At 48.3% G+C, this 20,436-nt stretch carries 19 protein-coding genes; 12 read left to right on the top strand and 7 right to left on the bottom strand.

Annotated features, from left to right (window positions below; all coding sequences use genetic code 11):
* Positions 1-35 precede the first annotated feature (35 nt).
* A complete protein-coding gene (locus H6995_13030; GenBank protein MCP5215921.1) occupies positions 36-374 on the bottom strand; it encodes a PilZ domain-containing protein in 339 nt (112 codons plus the stop codon).
* 159 nt (positions 375-533) lie between these two features.
* Here H6995_13030 and coq7 point away from each other — a divergent pair, with 159 nt between their 5' ends.
* Positions 534-1,181, top strand: coding sequence for a 2-polyprenyl-3-methyl-6-methoxy-1,4-benzoquinone monooxygenase (coq7, locus tag H6995_13035; protein MCP5215922.1), 648 nt, complete (start codon positions 534-536; stop codon positions 1,179-1,181).
* 278 nt (positions 1,182-1,459) lie between these two features.
* Here coq7 and pdxH read toward each other — a convergent pair whose 3' ends face one another.
* Together pdxH and H6995_13045 are read right to left on the bottom strand one after the other, a co-directional pair.
* A complete protein-coding gene (gene pdxH / locus H6995_13040; protein ID MCP5215923.1) occupies positions 1,460-2,098 on the bottom strand; it encodes a pyridoxamine 5'-phosphate oxidase in 639 nt (212 codons plus the stop codon).
* A 3-nt stretch (positions 2,099-2,101) separates the two neighbouring features.
* Entirely contained in the window at positions 2,102-2,536 is a 435-nt protein-coding gene (locus H6995_13045) for an OsmC family protein (GenBank protein MCP5215924.1), read from the bottom strand.
* Positions 2,537-2,598: 62 nt separating this feature from the next.
* Here H6995_13045 and H6995_13050 point away from each other — a divergent pair, with 62 nt between their 5' ends.
* From H6995_13050 to fabB, 4 genes are all read left to right on the top strand, one after another.
* Entirely contained in the window at positions 2,599-3,453 is an 855-nt protein-coding gene (locus H6995_13050; GenBank protein MCP5215925.1) for a fructosamine kinase family protein, read from the top strand.
* Between the two features lie 392 nt (positions 3,454-3,845).
* Positions 3,846-4,742, top strand: coding sequence for a PilZ domain-containing protein (locus H6995_13055; protein ID MCP5215926.1), 897 nt, complete (start codon positions 3,846-3,848; stop codon positions 4,740-4,742).
* A 107-nt stretch (positions 4,743-4,849) separates the two neighbouring features.
* Positions 4,850-5,368 (top strand): 3-hydroxyacyl-[acyl-carrier-protein] dehydratase FabA, encoded by a 519-nt coding sequence (gene fabA / locus H6995_13060; GenBank protein ID MCP5215927.1) that lies wholly within the window; start codon positions 4,850-4,852, stop codon positions 5,366-5,368.
* 9 nt (positions 5,369-5,377) lie between these two features.
* Positions 5,378-6,595 (top strand): beta-ketoacyl-ACP synthase I, encoded by a 1,218-nt coding sequence (fabB, locus tag H6995_13065; GenBank protein ID MCP5215928.1) that lies wholly within the window; start codon positions 5,378-5,380, stop codon positions 6,593-6,595.
* Between the two features lies 1 nt (position 6,596).
* Here the strand turns inward: fabB and H6995_13070 are convergent, their stop codons facing one another.
* From H6995_13070 to ssb, 3 genes are all read right to left on the bottom strand, one after another.
* On the bottom strand, positions 6,597-7,250 hold the full coding sequence (locus tag H6995_13070; protein ID MCP5215929.1) for a 1-acyl-sn-glycerol-3-phosphate acyltransferase: 654 nt from the start codon (positions 7,248-7,250) through the stop codon (positions 6,597-6,599).
* Positions 7,251-7,394: 144 nt separating this feature from the next.
* A complete protein-coding gene (gene rfbD, locus H6995_13075; GenBank protein MCP5215930.1) occupies positions 7,395-8,291 on the bottom strand; it encodes a dTDP-4-dehydrorhamnose reductase in 897 nt (298 codons plus the stop codon).
* Positions 8,292-8,330: 39 nt separating this feature from the next.
* A complete protein-coding gene (gene ssb / locus H6995_13080) occupies positions 8,331-8,801 on the bottom strand; it encodes a single-stranded DNA-binding protein (GenBank protein ID MCP5215931.1) in 471 nt (156 codons plus the stop codon).
* Between the two features lie 267 nt (positions 8,802-9,068).
* Here ssb and uvrA point away from each other — a divergent pair, with 267 nt between their 5' ends.
* Positions 9,069-11,942 carry an excinuclease ABC subunit UvrA gene (gene uvrA, locus H6995_13085; GenBank protein MCP5215932.1) on the top strand — a complete coding sequence of 958 codons (2,874 nt, stop codon included), beginning with the start codon at positions 9,069-9,071 and terminating at the stop codon, positions 11,940-11,942.
* A gap of 54 nt (positions 11,943-11,996) precedes the next feature.
* Here the strand turns inward: uvrA and typA are convergent, their stop codons facing one another.
* Positions 11,997-13,811: a translational GTPase TypA gene (gene typA / locus H6995_13090; protein ID MCP5215933.1), complete on the bottom strand. Its 1,815-nt coding sequence runs from the start codon at positions 13,809-13,811 to the stop codon at positions 11,997-11,999.
* 162 nt (positions 13,812-13,973) lie between these two features.
* On the opposite strand from typA, the gene H6995_13095 reads away from it, so the two are divergent.
* The 6 genes from H6995_13095 (at position 13,974) to ntrC (ending at position 20,423) form a co-directional block, all read left to right on the top strand.
* Positions 13,974-15,035: a tRNA (5-methylaminomethyl-2-thiouridylate)-methyltransferase gene (locus tag H6995_13095; GenBank protein ID MCP5215934.1), complete on the top strand. Its 1,062-nt coding sequence runs from the start codon at positions 13,974-13,976 to the stop codon at positions 15,033-15,035.
* 5 nt (positions 15,036-15,040) lie between these two features.
* Entirely contained in the window at positions 15,041-15,277 is a 237-nt protein-coding gene (locus H6995_13100) for a sulfurtransferase TusA family protein (protein ID MCP5215935.1), read from the top strand.
* Between the two features lie 263 nt (positions 15,278-15,540).
* A complete protein-coding gene (glnA, locus tag H6995_13105) occupies positions 15,541-16,947 on the top strand; it encodes a glutamate--ammonia ligase (GenBank protein MCP5215936.1) in 1,407 nt (468 codons plus the stop codon).
* A gap of 148 nt (positions 16,948-17,095) precedes the next feature.
* The gene (locus tag H6995_13110; GenBank protein MCP5215937.1) at positions 17,096-17,686 is read left to right on the top strand and encodes a DUF4124 domain-containing protein; all 591 of its coding nucleotides are present in this window, start codon (positions 17,096-17,098) and stop codon (positions 17,684-17,686) included.
* Positions 17,687-17,949: 263 nt separating this feature from the next.
* A complete protein-coding gene (glnL, locus tag H6995_13115; GenBank protein ID MCP5215938.1) occupies positions 17,950-19,029 on the top strand; it encodes a nitrogen regulation protein NR(II) in 1,080 nt (359 codons plus the stop codon).
* Positions 19,026-20,423 (top strand): nitrogen regulation protein NR(I), encoded by a 1,398-nt coding sequence (gene ntrC, locus H6995_13120; GenBank protein MCP5215939.1) that lies wholly within the window; start codon positions 19,026-19,028, stop codon positions 20,421-20,423. Before glnL ends, ntrC begins: the two co-directional genes overlap by 4 nt.
* The last annotated feature ends 13 nt before the right edge of the window (positions 20,424-20,436 follow it).

Raw genomic sequence — 20,436 nt, forward strand, 5'->3', positions numbered from 1 at the left:
CAGCACCTGCTCTAAAACTTTAATTTGAGCGGACACTAATTAATATGAGAACACTTTTCTAACACGTAACGCGCCTCAGGCGTTATGAGCTTAAGCCTGAAACCTGTGCCATAAAATGATGGACTCGTCCGCTCACACCAAACACTTTCGGCGTCCAGTTGCGCACGGTCAGTGGCGTCAGAACCATTGGGCGATTGCGACAACAGCATATATTCATAAATTCCACCAATATGGATTGGATTGACGCTACTGGTTACTAACAATCCATCTTCAGACCAATCCGCAACCAGGCCAATATATTCATTAGTATTTCTATCGAAAACACTGACAGTACTGCTTAAGCTTTTTCTAACGTAATTCCTTCTTTCGTCCACTTTCTCAGCCCTTCTTGTCGTTATATTTCGCAGTTCGTATAATGCTCGCACCGACTAAAGTGTATCTCTCATTAAATCTGACCGGAATCTATTAATCACTCGCAAAACGATGATTGTTCTTTTACTCTAGAGACTTCCGAAGCTTATCTCAATTTCGATATGACAGCAAAGCGCTCACTCAGTATTTTAGATCAACTGTTAATTCAGACAGATCGCGCTTTGCGTGCGGTTGCTGCGCAATCTCCACATTCTGAACGGCCGTCTCCAGCAGCACAAGCGGATAGTCCAGAACTAGATGCCGCCGACCGCAAGCATGTGGCCGGATTAATGCGCATAAACCATACCGGAGAGGTTTGCGCCCAGGCACTCTATCAAGGGCAGGCGCTGACGGCTCGCCTTGCCAATGTTAGGGATGAAATGCAGCAGGCGATGATTGAAGAAGAGGATCATCTGGCTTGGTGCCAGCAGCGTTTGAATGAACTCGACAGCCACCCCAGCATACTTAATCCTTTGTTTTATTCCGCCTCATTCGGTGTTGGCGCAATCGCTGGTATCGCTGGAGACAAATGGAGCCTGGGCTTTGTTGCAGAAACAGAGAAGCAAGTCTGCCGACATTTGGAAAATCACCTACAACGATTACCAAAACAGGACCATAAGTCCCGCGCTATTCTCGAACAAATGAATGAAGATGAGGCAAAGCATGCCGACCATGCAATCACGGCAGGCGGCACAGAGTTACCGGCACCGATTCGTTTGGCGATGGCTTTGATGTCCAAGGTTATGACTAAAACCACCTATCATATATAAGTATCTTCGTGTCCAGGTGCTACGACACGTAGATAAGCCAGTATCACCCTTGCCTCTCTATCGTTGCTTTGCCAAGCGGTTAAGTGCGGCGCAGCCTCATCTAAACCATCGACGTCCTGAGAAACGCCGAGCTGTTCGACCGCAAAAATTGCTTGCCTAACCTTCAGAATTTCATAGCACTCATGTTTCGAAAGCTCAGCAAAGGTTGTCTACCGCCATTCGAGCTCAGGTTCTCTACTCATTAGAACAACCCTATTACAATGAGTCGCAATATCACTTTAGGGTGCCAAACGCTCGATACTCCACTCTTGGTTCGCCCCCAGTTGGTACTGAAACCTGTCATGTAAACGATTAGGGCCGCCCTGCCAGAATTCTATTTCATGTGGGCGGATACAATAACCACCCCAAAAAGAAGGCAGCGGTACCTCACCATGAGCAAACTTTTGTTTCACCTCTGCAAACTTCTGTTCCAACAACATGCGCGAAGACAAAGGCTGACTTTGCTCGGACACCCAGGCACCAAGCTGACTATCCTTGGGCCGGGAAATAAAGTATTTCAGCACCTGAGCTGTCGATAATCTTTCCGCGACGCCACAGATCTTTACCTGCCGCTCCAATGGTAACCACGCAAAGTGAAGGCTGACTTTAGCGTTAATCGCAATCTCTTTAGCTTTACGACTGCCTAGGTTGGTATAGAAAACAAATCCATTTGCATCACATTGTTTGACCAGCACGATTCTTTGCGAAGGCTGCCCGGTACTATCCACCGTCGCTACCGTCATCGCTGTTGGATCCACCAGATCAGCATCGATTGCCTGCCTGAGCCAGCTTTGAAACTGGGTGATGGGATCTTTATCCAGCTGCTCTCTATGCAATCCGCCAGCAAGGTATTCGCGTCGTATATGATCAATATCCATAGTTCAAGCAGCCGTTACATTAAGGTCTTTAATTTCAAAACTATGGCTAATTTCTACCCCGGCCCGTTCCAACATAATAGAGGCAGAACAGAACTTTTCCGCCGACAGAGACACCGCGCGCGCCACTGCGGCTTCCTTGAGTGAACGCCCAGAAACGACAAAATGAATCTTTATTTTGGTGAATACCGCAGGCACCTCATCGGCACGTTCTGCCTCCAGGTGAGCAACACAATCCGTCACTTCTTGACGTGATTTCTTAAGAATACTCATCACATCGAAGGAGGTGCAGCCACCCAGCCCCATTAGAATTAGCTCCATCGGTCGCGCCCCGGCATTACGACCGCCATGAGATTCCGGCCCATCAACAACCACCTGATGGCCACTGCCAGACTCCGCTAGAAAATTTACGTCTTCTACCCATTTTATCGTTGCTTGCATAAACTACTCTTAAATCCATTAATGGAGAGGCTGTATTATAAGGTTCCACAGGAAATTGAGAAATGAATCTTTTGCCTGACATCGAGTGCTGGTTATTACAGCAAGGCCACCACGCCCCATTTAGAGCAACTTCCATCTCTGGCGGCAACATTTGTGATTCGTACCGACTAGATACGGGTGACGGAAAGCGCTATTTTGTAAAACAAAAGGCCGCTGCACCACTGTCTTTTTTTTCTGCTGAAGCGGCGGGGTTAAGGGCAATTGCCACCACCAATACAATTAGCACGCCTAAGGTTTTTCATTTTTCCAGCTCTTTCCTGCTGTTGGAATACTTACCTGTCACATCTCAGCACCACAATTATTGGCAAACATTCGCCGAACAATTGGCCAGCATGCACAGGATAACCATGCCCTGTTTCGGTTTCAGTATGGACAACTATTGTGGGAGTACCGCCCAACCAAATCCGAATAGCGCAAACGGTCACGATTTTTTTGCCCAGCACCGCTTGCTGTATCAGAGCCAATTAGCCTACGGCCAGGGGCTTTTGACCGCTCAGGACATGATCTTTGTCGAAAGACTTTGCTATCGTCTGGCCGACTTGATTCCAGTACAACCCGCCTGTTTAGTGCATGGCGATCTCTGGTCAGGCAATCATCATCCTGGGCGGCAAGGACGAGCTACTTTGATCGATCCAGCTTGCTATTGGGGTTGGGCGGAAACAGACATTGCCATGACTAAATTATTCGGTGGGTTTCCAGAAATTTTTTATCAACACTACCATCAACACAACCCGTTTCAGGCCGACTGGGAAGAGCGCATGGATATTTATAATCTTTACCATTTACTGAACCACCTTAATTTATTCGGCCACAGTTATTATGCGCAAGTGGCCATCATATTAAAACGTTACCAATAGCTACAATTAGTAAAATCTAATTTATCCTAATGTTTACGGTGAAAATCACAATCCTTTTTGATTTATAGTGAAATTAATTCTGTATTCGGCTTGACAGCATCCATATCTAGGGCTATTCTTCACTACAAGTTGTGTTACTTTATTTCACACAAAGAAACACATGGTAACAGTTTCCTCCCACACACCTATGTGTGATACTTACGGATGGCCCCCCGCCATCCGTTTTTTTATGCCCAGAAAACCTTGCTCATCGCCATTACTCTCACTAAGCTAAGCTGAAAACACCCCCTACCGGGACTTATTGATTACCGACATGTTAGCTCTTATGCTTATGACTAAACTGCCGATAATCATTTACACTCAAACATGATCCATCATCTAGTAATAAGCCCATGCCAGATCAGCCGCATAACAACAGCATCCTGAACAACCCTCACCCCCGAGCTGTTAACATTAAGCAACTCAAGGAAATCGTCTCTTACTTCCCGATAGGTGATCGCGTGAAGTACTTCCCTGAATACCAACCCGAGATGACGATGGAATCCATCGTGCTAGGCTATGAAATCAATGGGCATCTAGTTTATACACAGAACCGATTAGACATTTTGCATAACGCCGAAGACAAAGGCCGCATCACTCTTCATATCGATAATCAAGATTTAGAATTCACAAAGATTCACAGCTTTTGCGTTCTGTTGCCAGGCAAAGCAGGGGAAGAATACAAACTCAACTTCCTTAGCAAGGCCTCGCTCGGCAGCCGCGGCCAGTTTCGTAACGGCAACACCATTACACTAATTGCCCGCTATCAGGAGCGCGGTGCGATAATGGTTGAAACCAGTGTGCGTGAATCCATTCTGCCTAAAGATGGCTATTACCGAAACCATCAGCTGGTGCTCCTGGAGGTACTTGCAACCAGTTTAGAAATCAGTGAACAACGCACACATCACCGACTCATTTGCAATATGCCGATCAAATTAGAACTCACCGCCAACCAACAGCTTTATAACTGCATTTTGGTCAATTATTCAGAGGTCAGCACGCAGATTCGCTTTAACCCTGACATACCGGTATCCAATACTCTAAAAGTCGGCGACCACCTGACGATGACACTAAAGCTGGATCAGCTGCATCGCACCTTTGTCATCAGGGGCTGCGTTATGCGCTGCAGTGAAGACAACATAATCATGTTATTACAAGAAATCCTAGTCGGCAGTGAATTTCAACCCTTTGAGCTCATTCAAGCACTTGACGTGAAGTCCTCTCTGTTACAATACCCAGGGATACTCTGATTTCGTATTACATAGTCAAAGCCGCCAATGCGCGTGAATTTAATTGTTATCCTCCCCTCCTGTTGCGTACAATACGGCTTCGAAATCGTGATAACTTGGAATACTGGATGACACAAAGACAGCAATCCTTTACAAAAGAAGAACTACTCAGCTGCGGACGCGGCGAAATGTTTGGCCCGGGTAATGCCCAATTACCCATTCCTAATATGCTCATGATCGATCGAATCACCGAAATATCAGTTGAAAGCGGCGAATACGGCAAAGGTGGAATTATTGCTGAATTAGACATAGACCCTAGCCTGTGGTTTTTTGATTGCCATTTCCCCGGCGACCCGGTCATGCCTGGCTGCCTTGGGCTCGATGCCATGTGGCAATTAGTAGGTTTTTATCTGGGCTGGATGGGTTACCCGGGGAAAGGCCGAGCCCTGGGATGCGGAGAAGTAAAGTTTGCTGGCCAAATACTGCCTAGCGCCAAAAAAATCACCTACCAGATTGATCTTAAACGCGTTATCACACGAAAGTTAATTCTAGGTATCGGCGATGGCAGATTATCTGTGGATGGCAAAGAGATTTATTTTGCTAAAGATTTGAGAGTTGGCCTGTTCAAGTCAACCGACAGCTTTTAAGGAGCTCTTATGAAACGTGTCGTAGTAACAGGCATGGGAATTGTTTCCTGCCTCGGCAATAATAAGGCCTCAGTTTTAGAATCACTGCAACAGGGTCGTTCAGGAATCCGCTTTAAAGAAGAATATAAAGAACTGGGTTTGCGCAGCCATATCGCCGGCAGCATTAATATTGACATCGACAGCGCCATTGACCGTCGCCACCGCCGTTTCATGAGCGATGCCGCCGCATTTGCTTACATTGCAATGCAAGAAGCAATTGATGACGCCGGTTTAACTCAGGAACAGGTGTCCAATGTTCGTACTGGCTTGGTGGCCGGCTCTGGTGGGCCTTCCCTCTCCAACGTTGTAGAAGTTGCGGATATTTTACGCAGCAAAGGTGTCAAGCGGATTGGGCCCTATCGAGTACCCAAAACGATGAGCAGCACCGTGTCTGCCTGTCTAGCCACCCCCTACCAGATTAAAGGCGTTAATTATTCGATTACCTCTGCCTGCTCTACCAGTGCTCATTGTATCGGTAATGCCATGGAGCTGATTCAACTTGGCAAGCAGGACATCGTTTTTGCGGGCGGCGGCGAAGAGGAGCACTGGACCTTTACCGCACAATTCGACGCGATGGGCGCACTCTCTACTAAATATAATGAAACCCCTGAACTTGCTTCACGTGCCTATGATGTGGATAGGGACGGCTTTGTCATTGCTGGCGGCGGCGCCATGCTGGTCATCGAAAGCCTTGAGCACGCAATTCAGCGCGGCGCTAAAATATATGCCGAAATAACTGGCTACGGTGCGACCTCTGATGGCTTTGATATGGTCGCCCCATCCGGTGAAGGCGCCGTACGCTGCATGCGCCAAGCACTCACTAATGTGAAAGAACCCGTCGATTACATCAACGCCCACGGCACCAGCACTCCCGTGGGGGACATCAAGGAACTCAACGCGGTACGTGAGGTGTTTACCGAACATGTGCCCTATGTTACTTCCACCAAATCGCTGTCTGGACACTCCCTCGGCGCAGCTGGTGCTCATGAAGCAATTTATAGCCTGTTGATGATGGAAAACAATTTTATCGCGGCATCTGCCAACATAGAAAACCTGGATCCTGAGGCAAAAGGCGTTGCCATCGTCACTAAAAAAATGGATAACATTGAGCTAAACACGCTCATGTCTAATAGTTTTGGATTTGGCGGTACGAATGCTTCTCTCGTCTTTCAGAAATATCGTAGCTAAATCAGCACCTTGAAATACGGTCCCGGGTGGTTTCAATCCACTCCGTCGACTGCTGATAAATTTCGTTAACCGTGCGCCCGTTCGGGTCAATGGGCGCACCTATCACCAGATGCAAAACGCCAGAGTTTTTGAGAAAGCCTCGAGCCGGCCAAATTTCTCCTGCATTATGCGCGACTGGGACAACAGGCCTACCGGTTTGCTCCGCCAACAGCGCCCCAGTTTTTGAAAACTTTCTTCGCTCACCAGGATTGACGCGCGTCCCTTCGGGAAAAATAAGAACCCAAAAACCCTGTTTCAATTTTTCTGCGCCCTGCTGCAAAATCTGTTTTAAAGCGCCGGTTCGCGATTTTCGGTCAATTGCGATAGGTTTGATTAAGGCTAGCGCCCAGCCAAAAAAAGGTACCCAGAGCAGTTCTTTTTTGAGTACGGTACAGAGCGGCGAAACCAGAATTTGAAAATAAAATGTTTCCCATTCACTTTGATGATTACTGACCAAAATAGCGACGCCGTCTTGCGGTAAGTTTTCAATTCCTTCAATTTGATAGCGTACGCCGCAACAAAAGCCGAACCACCAAATGACAAAGCGGTTGAGCAAAATGGCAATTTTGAAGCGATGCGGTACCGCCAGCCAAGGCAGCAATATAATACAGACCATCGAATGCAATAAAGTCGCAAAACCAAAGACGACTAAAAATAGCGTCGATCTCACTAGCTGAATAAATTCTTTCACTAGAACTCTTTATATTTTCTTAACTAAGGATAAGGAGGTGGTAGGGCGGCGGCTGAAGACACGTACGATCTATTCCGATAAATTGAGCTTTGACTGACAGCAGTATTTCACCACTTTTGCCATTTCCGATCTCCAGGATCGCTGCTTGATACCGAAAGCATCTAAAATCTTCTGGCAATTCAACTGCGAATTTAATGGACGCGCCGCTTGATAGTCATATTCTGTCGTTTTTACCGCCTTGACTTGCCTCACTTTAACCGGTGTATATTTACTGGTTTCAGCAACAATCTGTTCAGCGAAATCATGCCAGTTAGTAGTGCCTTCGCTTGCATAGTGGTAGATCCCCCAAGCCTTTGAACCACAGTCATATTGTTGTGCCATTGCGATAAGGACTCTTGCTACATCCGTCGCCGGGGTTGGTGCGCCTACCTGATCATCGACTATCGACAATTCCTCACGCTCTTGGCAAACACGCGCAATCGTTTTAACAAAATTATCGCCTACTTCGCCAAAAACCCAACTGACTCGCAAAATAGCATAGCGGTTTAACAGTTTAGCTATCTCTTGTTCACCCGCTAATTTACTAGCCCCATAACGGTTGATTGGATTAGTGATATCTTCCTCAACATAGCCTGATTTTTTTTTACCATCAAATACATAGCTAGTGGATATCTGCAACATGGACGCGCCATAACGGCTACAGGCCTTGGCTAAATAACGTGCACCATCGCGATTCACCGCGAAGCAGTGATTGGAGTCGTCTTCCGCCTGATCTACCGCGGTATAAGCAGCCGCATTAATCACACAGGTCGGCCGGTTTCTGCGCATGACACGCAGCACCTTGCTTTCTCTGGTGATATCAAGTTCAGCGGACGAATAGGCCTGATAATCGATATTTCCTGCTTCCGCCAACGCGCAGAGTGCACTACCGACTTGGCCGGCGGATCCTGTAATGAGTAGTTTCACCGCACTAATTACACTGTTCCGAACTGCCTTAGATGCAAGCTAGAACGGAATATCGTCATCAAAATCATCAAAGCTGGCTGACGGGTTGTCATTGCTGCTTGCTGGAGATTTTGAGGCAGTGGCGGGAGCTGAGCGAGACGGCGCCGGTGACTGGCCCGAGCTGGCATCGCTGCCTGAACGACTATCTAACATCTGCATGTCGGAGGCAACAATCTCGGTGGTGTAGCGTTTGACGCCATCCTTCTCCCATTGACGCGTACGCAACGAACCTTCGAGATAAACCTTTGAGCCTTTATGCAGGTATTCTCCCGCAATTTCCGCTAACTTATTGAAAAACACAACACGATGCCATTCCGTACGCTCCTGCTGTTGACCACTTTGCTTATCTTTCCAGCTTTCGCTCGTAGCAACAGTGATATTAGTCACTGCCCCACCCGAAGGCAGATAACGAGTTTCTGGATCACTACCGCAGTTACCCACTAAGATTACTTTGTTCACGCCACGCGCCATGGTTTATCCCCTCTTATTCATCATCATTTTGCCAACCCATCTGGTCGTCTTTTCGCTGAACCGAAGCTGCAAGATGGTAGCAGATAAACCGCTAACGATAAATCCATAAACCCACGGATGCTGCCAACAACACAAACTTCTTCAACACTCTATTGTTTAAGGGCTTAACTGCCATCTCAACAGAGACTCAAAAATAAGCACCTTATATTTTGTCAGCGCTTCAACTTCCCTTATATAATGACTGGTTTTGGCGCTGTATAGGATATTATGAGTTACATCCAATTGCGTGGTGTTCGCACGCACAATTTGAAAAATATTGATCTCGATATTCCCCGCGACAAGTTAGTGGTCATCACTGGCCTCTCTGGCTCAGGCAAGTCCTCTCTGGCATTCGATACGCTTTACGCGGAAGGTCAGCGGCGTTACGTGGAATCCCTCTCGACCTATGCCCGCCAATTCCTTTCCATGATGGAAAAGCCCGACCTCGATCATGTGGAAGGCTTGTCACCTGCCATCTCCATTGAGCAAAAGGCAACCTCCCATAACCCAAGATCTACCGTAGGCACTATCACCGAAATATACGATTATTTGCGCTTGCTGTTCGCCCGCGCAGGTGAACCGCGCTGCCCCGATCACGACGAACCTTTAGAAGCTCAGGCCATTAGTCAGATGGTTGATCAGGTGCTGGCACTACCCGCTGACAGCAAACTTATGATGCTGGCACCAGTGGTACAGGGCCGTAAAGGTGAGCATTTACATCTTTTCAACGAACTAAAGTCGCAGGGATTTATTCGCGCACGTATTAACGGCATTATCACTGAACTGGATGAAGCGCCCGCGCTCGACAAAAATAAGAAGCATCATATTGAAGTGGTGATCGACCGCTTCAAAGTCCGCGATGACATCGAACTGCGCTTAGCTGAATCCTTTGAAACCTGCTTATCACTCAGCAACGGTATCGCCAAAATCGTCCCCATGGAAGCAGATGAATCGGGCAAGTTACAAGAGCTGCTTTTTTCATCGCTGTTCGCCTGCCCGATCTGTGGTCACAGTATCTCAGAACTAGAACCACGCATGTTCTCCTTCAATAATCCAGCTGGCGCCTGCGCCACCTGCGACGGTCTTGGCGTCCACCAATTTTTTGACCAAGATCGCATCGTTCATCAACCAAACCACAAGATCGCCGAAGGCGCAATCCGGGGCTGGGACAGACGCAATGCCTATTACTATCAAATGCTGACCTGTGTCGCCAACCACTATGGGTTTGACCTAGACCTGCCCTTTGAAGAGTTGAGCTCAGAGGCCAAACAGGTCATCCTGCACGGCTCAGGGGAAGATAAAGTCGAGTTTAAGTACCTTACAGAACGTGGTGATATCATCATCAAGTCTCACCCTTTTGAGGGCGTACTGCCAAATATTTCACGACGCTATAAATCCACCGAATCGCAGATGGTACGCGAAGATTTATCCAAGTATCTGAGCGAGCAGCCCTGCCCTTCCTGTGGCGGCACTCGGCTGCGTCGGGAATCTCGCCATGTTTTTATCGATGGCAAAACCCTACCGGAACTTACCCAGTTACCCGTTGGCAAAGCCATGCTATACGCACAACAACTTACCTTGCCCGGACGCCGCGGCGAAGTGGCTGAAAAAATTCTTAAGGAAATTCGCCTGCGCCTATCCTTCCTGGTTAATGTTGGACTGGAATATTTAACTCTGAGCCGCAGCGCCGAGACCCTGTCCGGCGGCGAAGCCCAGCGTATTCGTCTTGCCAGCCAGATAGGCGCTGGCTTAATGGGCGTCATGTATATACTCGATGAACCCTCCATTGGCTTGCATCAGCGCGATAATGAACGCTTGCTGAAAACCCTCTTCCATCTGCGCGATCTGGGTAATTCGGTAATTGTGGTGGAACATGACGAAGAAGCCATTCGCAGTGCCGATTATGTGATCGATATTGGCCCCGGTGCGGGTGTTCACGGCGGTCAAATCGTGGCGCAAGGGACGCCTGAGGATATCCTGGCAAATCCCAACTCTATCACGGGTCAATATTTATCTGGCACACGCGAAATTAACATCCCCGCACACCGACACCCATTCGATAAAAATAAAGTGTTACGTTTAGAAGGCGCCAGCTCTAACAACCTCAAGCAGGTCGACATTGAAATCCCACTCGGACTGATGACCTGCGTGACCGGCGTATCAGGGTCGGGCAAATCAACTTTGATCAACAATACCCTGTACCCTTTGGCAGCAACAGCACTCAACAATGCCACCACATTAAAGGCTGCACCTTATAAAAAGATTACGGGCTTAGAACTTCTCGACAAGGTGGTGGATATTGACCAAAGCCCCATCGGTCGCACACCTCGTTCCAATCCTGCCACCTACACTGGCCTGTTTACGCCGATCCGAGAGCTATTTGCGGCGACGCAGGAAGCCCGTTCACGTGGCTATAAACCTGGCCGCTTTAGCTTTAACGTCAAAGGTGGACGCTGTGAAACCTGCCAGGGCGACGGCCTCATTAAAGTTGAAATGCATTTTTTACCCGATATTTACGTACCCTGCGATGTTTGTAAAGGCAAGAGGTACAACCGGGAAACACTGGACGTTAAATACAAAGGGAAAAATATTCACGAAGTGCTGGATATGACAATTGAAGAATCCTATGAATTCTTCAGCGCCGTACCGATGCTGGCACGCAAAATCCAAACACTGATGGATGTCGGCCTCTCCTACATTCGTTTGGGACAGTCTGCCACTACACTTTCCGGCGGCGAGGCGCAACGCGTCAAGCTGTCTAAAGAGTTATCCAAACGCGATACTGGTCAGACACTCTATATACTTGATGAACCTACGACTGGTTTACACTTCTTTGATGTTGAGCAATTACTTAATGTGCTGCATCGACTGCGAGACCACGGCAACACTATCGTGGTTATCGAGCACAACCTCGATGTCATTAAAACCGCTGATTGGCTGATTGATTTAGGTCCAGAGGGCGGTGATGGCGGCGGCAGCATCGTCGCGACGGGAACACCTGAGCAGGTCAGTACGGCAAAAGCGTCTCACACCGGACGCTTTTTAAAACCCATGCTAACCACCAAAACAGCTGAAGCACATCAACTGGCCGAAACCACCTAGTAGCCTGCTAGGTATGCGTGAAAAAGTTTAGGGCCTAAATAGGCCCTCGGATTGCTAACCTGCGCGTGACGCCCTTTTGCGCTCATGCTCTAACAGCAATTTTTTACGCAGGCGAATATGATTGGGCGTAACTTCGACTAGCTCATCGTCCTCAATAAATTCTAGCGCTTGCTCCAGGGTATGCCTGATCGGCGGGGTCAGGATAATATTTTCATCAGTGCCCGCTGCACGAATATTGGTTAACTGTTTGGCTTTGGTGGGGTTGACCGTCAAGTCATTACCACGCGAATGTAGACCGATAATCTGACCTTCATACACATCGACACCGTGACCCGTAAATAAGCGTCCACGCTCCTGTAGGTTGAACAACGAATAACCCAGAGTTTTACCCTTCACCATTGAAATCAACACGCCATTTTGACGCCGCGCTACTTCACCCTGCTTCACCGGGCCATAATGATCGAAGATACTGGTCATGATGCCAGAACCTGAAGTCAGCGTGAGAAAATGCGAGCGAAAACCGATCAAACCTCGAGAAGGGATGACGAACTCCAGTTTAACCCGCCCCTTGCCATCGGGCTCCATATTGGTCAGATCGGCTTTACGCAGGCCAAGCTCTTCCATAATCGCACCCTGATGGATATCTTCGATATCAATCACCAACTGCTCAAAAGGCTCGTGAATCTGGCCATTGACCTCCTTTTGAATAACTTCTGGACGCGATACACCCAGCTCATAGCCTTCACGCCGCATGGTTTCAATAAGTACCGACAGGTGCAGTTCACCACGCCCGGAAACTTTAAATTTATCAGGGCTGTCGCCCGGCTTGACGCGCAATGCAACGTTGTAGATTAGCTCCTGCTCAAGACGATCTTTAATATTTCGAGAAGTTACGTATTTACCGTCTTTCCCCGCGAAAGGCGAATCGTTGACCTGAAAAGTCATGCTCACGGTCGGCTCATCCACCACCAATGGCGGCAACGCCTCAGGCACATCGGGGTCGCACAGGGTATCGGAAATTTTCAGTCCTTCAATACCAGTCACACAGACAATGTCACCTGCACGGGCCTGTTCTACGTCGATACGCTCTAAACCAAGATGTCCCATAACCTGTAAGACGCGGCCTTTCCTTTTCTTGCCGTCACTATCAACAATAACAACCGGCGTACTTGGCTTCAATTTGCCGCGGGTAATACGACCGACACCAATAACGCCCACATAGCTGCTGTAATCTAGCGCACTGATTTGCATTTGCAGCGGCCCATCAACATCCACCTGTGGTGAAGGAACGCGCTCCGTCACCATTTTGAATAGCGGCGTCATATCATCCGCCAAATTATCAACTTCCAGCCCCGCCACACCATTCAACGCCGAGGCATAGATAATGGGGAAATCAAGCTGTTCATCGGTAGCGCCCAAACGATCAAACAGGTCAAACACCTGATCCACTACCCAATCCGGGCGCGCACCAGGACGATCAACCTTATTTACCACCAGAATCGGATTAAGCCCCTGATCGAAGGCTTTTTGTGTAACGAAGCGGGTTTGTGGCATGGGGCCATCAACGGCGTCAACCAACAGCAGCACTGAATCAACCATAGATAACACACGCTCCACCTCACCACCAAAATCGGCGTGGCCTGGCGTATCCACAATATTAATATGATAGCCATTCCACTCAATTGCCGTATTCTTCGCCAATATTGTTATGCCCCGCTCACGCTCCTGATCGTTGGAGTCCATGATACGCTCAGCACCCTGATCTTTGCGATCCAGCGTACCCGACTGTTGCAGGAGTTTATCGACCAGCGTGGTTTTTCCATGGTCAACGTGGGCAATAATAGCGATATTACGTAACTTTTCGATCACAACTTTAATCCGGGGTAATTTGCGAGGCGCGGATTATATACCTCTAACGCCTTGGATAACACTAAATTCGCTTCCCAGCCACCGAACTCACATTAGGTGAAATCCTCAGCCGTTGTCTGTATAATCTGCTGCCTTTTCAGCTGTTTGACTAATCCCGATACGATGCTCTCAAATCAAACCAAACAACGCAAAGCCGTCGCACTGATATCAGGCGGCCTAGATTCATTATTAGCCGCTAAGGTGATCATGGAGCAAGGCGTGCATGTCGAAGGCATTAACTTCTATACTGGCTTCTGCGTCGAAGGTCATACCCACGCTATTCGCAAGCAGGACAAAAGCAAACCCAAGCGCAATAATGCGCTGTGGTCAGCGGAACAACTGGGCATTAAACTGCACATTATCGATATCTCTGAAGACTACAAAGATATCGTCATCAACCCAAAACATGGTTACGGCCAAAACCTAAACCCCTGTCTGGACTGCAAAATATTCATGGTGAATCAGGCCAAAGCCTGGGCCTGGATGGAGGAAAATAATTTCGACTTCATTATAACCGGTGAAGTCGTGGGCCAGCGACCGAAATCACAACGCGCCGAAACCATGCCAATTATTGCCCGGGAGTCCGGTGCTGATGACCGTTTACTAAGACCATTATGTGCCAAAAATTTACCAGAAACCCTACCCGAAAGAGAAGGCTGGGTAAATCGCGATCAGCTATACGGGTTTCATGGACGGAGTCGCAAACCACAAATAGAGCTAGCCAAACAATTCGGCTTTGAGGATTTCGCCCAACCCGCTGGCGGCTGCTGTTTTCTTACCGATGCAAGTTATTCCCGCAAACTTGCCGATCTATGGCAAGCTAGAGGTGAGCGGCGCTATGAGCTGGATGACATATTGTTGTTAAAAATCGGCCGTCATATCCGGCCCAATGAACGCTTCAAACTGATGGTCAGCCGCGAAGAAGGGGAGAATAATTTCCTTGAGGGATACCGCAAGGAGTTCACCCATCTTCGAACACTAAGCCATCCCGGCCCATTAGCACTGATCGACGGGGCACCAACGCCAGAAGATCTGGAAATTGCAGCCCGAATTGTCGCCAGATATTGCCAGGGGCGTCTGGCGGATAGTGTCACCGTTCAAATTGAGCCGACACAAGGCACCGCCCAAGTTTTACAGGTAACGCCTTTCGGCGCTGATGAAATCCCCAAGCACTGGTATATTTGATCCAGATGACTAGCCAACCACAGCGATTTAAACTCGATGCGCAGCGCCTGCTCTGCCCTATCCCGGTTATCAGAACGCAGGATCGTATCAAAACGCTGGCAAAAGGGGATATTCTTGAGGTACTTTGCACGGACCCTGGTACGCTACAGGATATTCCCGCTTGGTGTCGCATCAATGGACACCGAATAATTAACACCCAGGAGCACGACAGAGTGATTAGCATCACGATAGAGGTAGGCTAACTTTGATGGTGAGCACAAAAATGGTGCAATTATTTTTATTTGCACCTTTTTGATGCAAAAGCTTTAGCTGCAACGCTATTACCCTTTACAAAAACAAAGAGTTACAGAATTTTTAGCATGGCACACTATTTGCAAATGCAGAATATCGAAGCACCACATTGATACCTATACGGTTGAATAAAGACCTAAACCATGACGTTTATTAACCCAAAGCAACAATTAAGCAACTGAATTTTAACAACTATCCAAACGGAGACAGTAGCATGTCAGAGAATACCCTAAGCATGATTAAAGATAATGACGTAAAGTGGATTGACCTACGCTTTACCGACACTATTGGTAAAGAACAGCACGTCACAATGCCGACTTCCGAAATTAATGACGAGTTTTTCGAAAGCGGAAAAATGTTCGATGGTTCGTCCATTGCAGGCTGGAAAGGCATCAACGAATCCGACATGATTTTGATGCCGGACGATAGCAGCGCCGTGATTGATCCTTTTACGGAAGAAGTGACGCTGAACTTACGCTGCAACATTGTTGACCCTACTTCCATGCAAGGTTACGAGCGTGACCCTCGCTCAGTCGCCATGCGTGCTGAAGAATATCTGAAATCTACCGGCATTGGCGATATCGCTTTCTTCGGCCCAGAACCCGAATTTTTTGTCTTCGACGATATCAAATGGCATTCGGATATACGTGGTTCAGGCTACACCATCAACTCTGAAGAAGCCGCCTGGTCTTCCTCAGCCGATTATGAAGGCGGCAACATGGGGCACCGCCCTAAAGTGAAAGGTGGCTACTTCCCAGTACCGCCAGTTGATTCATTACACGACCTGCGTGGTGCGATGTGTAACGCCATGGAGCAAATGGGTGTAGAAATTGAAGTACATCACCATGAAGTTGGTACTGCCGGGCAGTGTGAAATCGGTACACGATTTAACACTCTTGTGCGCAAGGCGGACGAAGTGCAGATCATTAAATACTGCACCCACAACGTCGCTCATGCTTATGGCAAGACAGCGACCTTTATGCCAAAACCTCTGGTAGGCGATAATGGTAGCGGCATGCATGTTCACCAATCCATTGGTAAAGATGGTGCCAACGTTTTCTCCGGTGATGGCTATGCCGGCCTGTCAGAAAGCGCTCTGTACTATATCGGCGGTATTATTAAACACGCACGCGCGCTAAACGCATTCACCAATGCTGGCACAAACTCCTATAAGCGTTTAGTACCCGGATTTGAAGCGCCAGTCATGTTAGCCTATTCAGCCCGTAACCGTTCTGCTTCGATTCGTATTCCGCATGTCAGCAGCCCGAAAGCGCGTCGCATTGAAGTGCGCTTCCCTGATCCAAGCGCTAACCCATACCTAGCCTTTGCCGCCATGTTGATGGCTGGCCTTGACGGTATCCAAAATAAAATCCACCCTGGCGACGCAATGGATAAAGACCTCTATGATCTGCCTAAGGAAGAGGCAATGGGCATCCCAACCGTTTGTTCTTCACTAGGACAAGCGCTGGAAAACCTGGATCAAGACCGCGCCTTCCTCACCGCTGGTGGTGTCTTCTCAGATGATATGATTGACGCCTTTATTGAATTGAAAAAAGGTGAAATTCAGCGTTTAAACATGACCACTCACCCAGTTGAGTTCGACATGTACTACAGCCTTTAAAACTGATCAAAAGACAGAAGAAATTCTGACTTAATCAGCGATTTTGCGGTCAAAAGCCCTGCCTTCATCGGATGCAGGGCTTTTTTCTTGCAGACTCCGAAAGGACTGACTATCGTTAACAGCAACCAATATAAAATGGCGGTGACGAATGAATATACTAGGCCTAGAGTTGCGTAAGTTTTCCTTCTTTGCCCTTAGCCTCATGATGAGTCTGGGCTGGAGCAGCCTGATGGCGGGGGAGGTTTATCGTCAGGTCGATGCTGAAGGCAATGTCACCTTCTCCGATCAGCCAAATCCGGGCGCGGAAAAAATCGAGGTTGCCCCCACCAATGTTCACACTTTCCCCAAAGCCCCAGCTGCCAACCCACTGCAGGACAAATCTGAGGAAAAGGACATTTATAAATCACTCGTAATCAGCTCGCCGGCAATGGATACTACCATCAGAGATCCGGGGGATGTGCTCGTCAGCGCGAAAATAAGTCCCGCTTTACGCAGAAGCCATAAGCTACTTTACTCCGATAATGGACAACCCATCGGTGAGCCTAGCCGCAAGCTATCCATGCAGCTCATCAATTTAAGCCGAGGCACTCACCTTATCCAAGTTGATGTCGTTAATGCTGATAACAAGATTCTGATCAGCAGCGCCCCTCTTTCTATTCATGTACACCGCACCAGCATCATTAAGCCGGAAGCACCTCCACCAACAAAGAAAGACGCGTCCACTCCCCCCATTAAATAGTATTGAAAAAATAGATTAGATTGTTTTGCGCACCGTTTTGGTGCAATATCAACTGACAAATTGCCAGTTTATTTCAATGGATTGCTGTGCAAATCAGTTTAAACATTCTTTTATTGGCGGTATAACCCTCAACTAGCCACTATTTCTACTGATTTACCGCTCTCCGAACGGCATCGATTTTAAAATCCTGCAAACAAACAGTGATGGTTTGTTTTTTGCATTCTATAAACCTGACAGATTAGCTCATCACCAAAAGATGGATAATTAACGTGAGTTTGAACATTTACCAACGGCTGCTCGATAACCAGTCCACTTCTGTATTACTACTCAACACTAAATTGTGTGTCGAGTATATGAACAGTGCCGCAGAAGCGCTCTTCGCTTCCAGCGGCTCAAGGCTACTAGGGCAATCCATAGAGCTGGTATTTACAGAAACTCACCCCATTAGCGATGAACTCAAAGAAGCTCTCAGATCCGGCAACGCCTACACCAAACGTGAAGCGCAGTTAATTTTACATAACAATGGCCACCTCACCGTTGACTATACGGTCACCCCCATAAACGGTGAGAAAACTTATTTAATTATTGAAATCTTTCCACTTGATCGCTGGCTACGGATTTCTCGTGAAGAGAGTCTGCAAGGACAACAGGAGGCATCGCGCCTACTCATCCGTGGCTTGGCGCATGAAATTAAAAACCCCTTAGGAGGCATACGTGGCGCAGCCCAACTCTTGGCGCGGGAACTGAACGACACACAACAAACCGACTATACCAATATCATCATCGCCGAGGCCGATCGGTTGCGTAACCTTGTCGATCAAATGCTGGGGCCCATTCGTAAAACCAATTTTTGCGCTCTCAATATTCATGAAGTGTTAGAGCACGTCACTCAGTTAGTCGACAGTGAATCTGAAGGTTCTGTTGAGATTATTCGAGACTACGACCCCAGTATCCCAGAAATATTGGGCAACAAAGAACAGCTGATCCAGACTTTCCTCAACCTCATGCGTAATGCATTGCGTGCGATCAAGGAAAGCCCGCGGGCAGGTCCCGGCAAGATCTGTATCGCTTCGCGCGCAGCCCGCCAGATTACTTTAGCTAATCGCCGCTACCGTATGGTTTGCCGCGTTGACATTACCGACAACGGTGCTGGTATTCCCGCAGAACTAAAGGATACGATTTTTTACCCGATGGTCAGCGGTAGCGCCGATGGCACAGGTCTTGGCCTCACCATAGCTCAGCATATTATTAATCAACACCAGGGGCTAATCCAATATCAGAGCCGGCCTGGCGAAACCTGCTTCACCGTATTTATTCCGCTTAAGGCAGCCAAACCAATATGACCAATCATGTATGGATAGTCGATGACGACCACTCAATTCGGTGGGTATTAGAAAAAGCCCTGGCACAGGCCGATATCGACACCGAGAGTTTTGAAAATGGCGACGCCATGCTGAAACGGCTCAACTTGACTCAACCGGATGCTATCATTTGCGACATTCGCATGCCTGGTACTGATGGTTTGGACTTACTCGCCCTGATTCATGCAGATCACCCCAATATTCCCGTCATTATTATGACGGCCCATTCAGATTTAGATAGCGCCGTCGCCTCCTATCAGGGGGGGGCCTTTGAGTATCTGCCCAAACCCTTCGATATCGACGAGGCCACCACTATTGTGCAACGCGCGATCAATCACGCGCACGAGAAAAATTTACTGATTCCACCGGCAGTTGACGCTAAAAAAAGTGAGATTATTGGCGAAGCGCCTGCTATGCAGGAAGTATTTCGTGCCATTGGCCGACTCTCACAATCCAACGTCACGGTACTCATTAACGGCGCTTCCGGTACCGGCAAAGAACTGGTGGCCGCTGCGCTCCACCAACACAGCCCTCGTTCTGGACAACCATTTATTGCGTTGAATATGGCAGCTATTCCCAAAGACCTCATCGAATCAGAGCTGTTTGGCCATGAAAAAGGCGCATTTACCGGCGCCGCCAGTCAACGCAAGGGCCGCTTTGAGCAAGCCAATGGCGGCACCCTGTTTCTGGATGAAATTGGTGACATGCCCGCCGACACTCAAACGCGCCTATTGCGAGTATTGGCTGATGGCGAATTTTACCGGGTCGGCGGTCATATACCCGTCAAAGTGGACGTGCGCATTATTGCCGCTACCCACCAAAACCTTGAGAGCCTCGTCCAAAAAGGCCAATTTCGAGAAGACCTGTTTCACCGCCTGAATGTGATTCGCATCCACCTGCCCAAACTGAGCGATCGGCGTGAAGATATTGCGCAATTGGCCAAGCACTTTTTAAGTAAATCAGCACGAGAGTTAAACGTAGAGCCGAAGCTACTTCGACCTGAAGCAGAAAATTACCTGGGCATGCTGGAATGGCCGGGGAATGTGCGACAACTGGAAAACACCTGCCACTGGCTCACGGTCATGGCCAGTGGCCGTGAAATTCACCTGCGCGATTTACCACCTGAGTTACTCGACGAAAACGCGCTGAGTCAAACTGGGCCAAACGATTGGGAGAGTGCGCTACGGCAATGGGCCGAACTTGCCTTAAACGCCAACCAGTCCGGCATCCTCAATCAAGCCACACCTAAATTTGAACGCATTATGATTGAAGCGGCGCTGAAACAAACGGCGGGGCGCAAGCGAGATGCCTCTTTGTTGCTAGGCTGGGGCCGCAATACGCTAACACGCAAGATTAAGGAGCTGGGCTTGGAGTAAATAAGCTTGGAAT

Source organism: Pseudomonadales bacterium (assembly GCA_024234615.1).
Taxonomy (GTDB): Bacteria; Pseudomonadota; Gammaproteobacteria; order Pseudomonadales; family IMCC2047; genus JAJFKB01.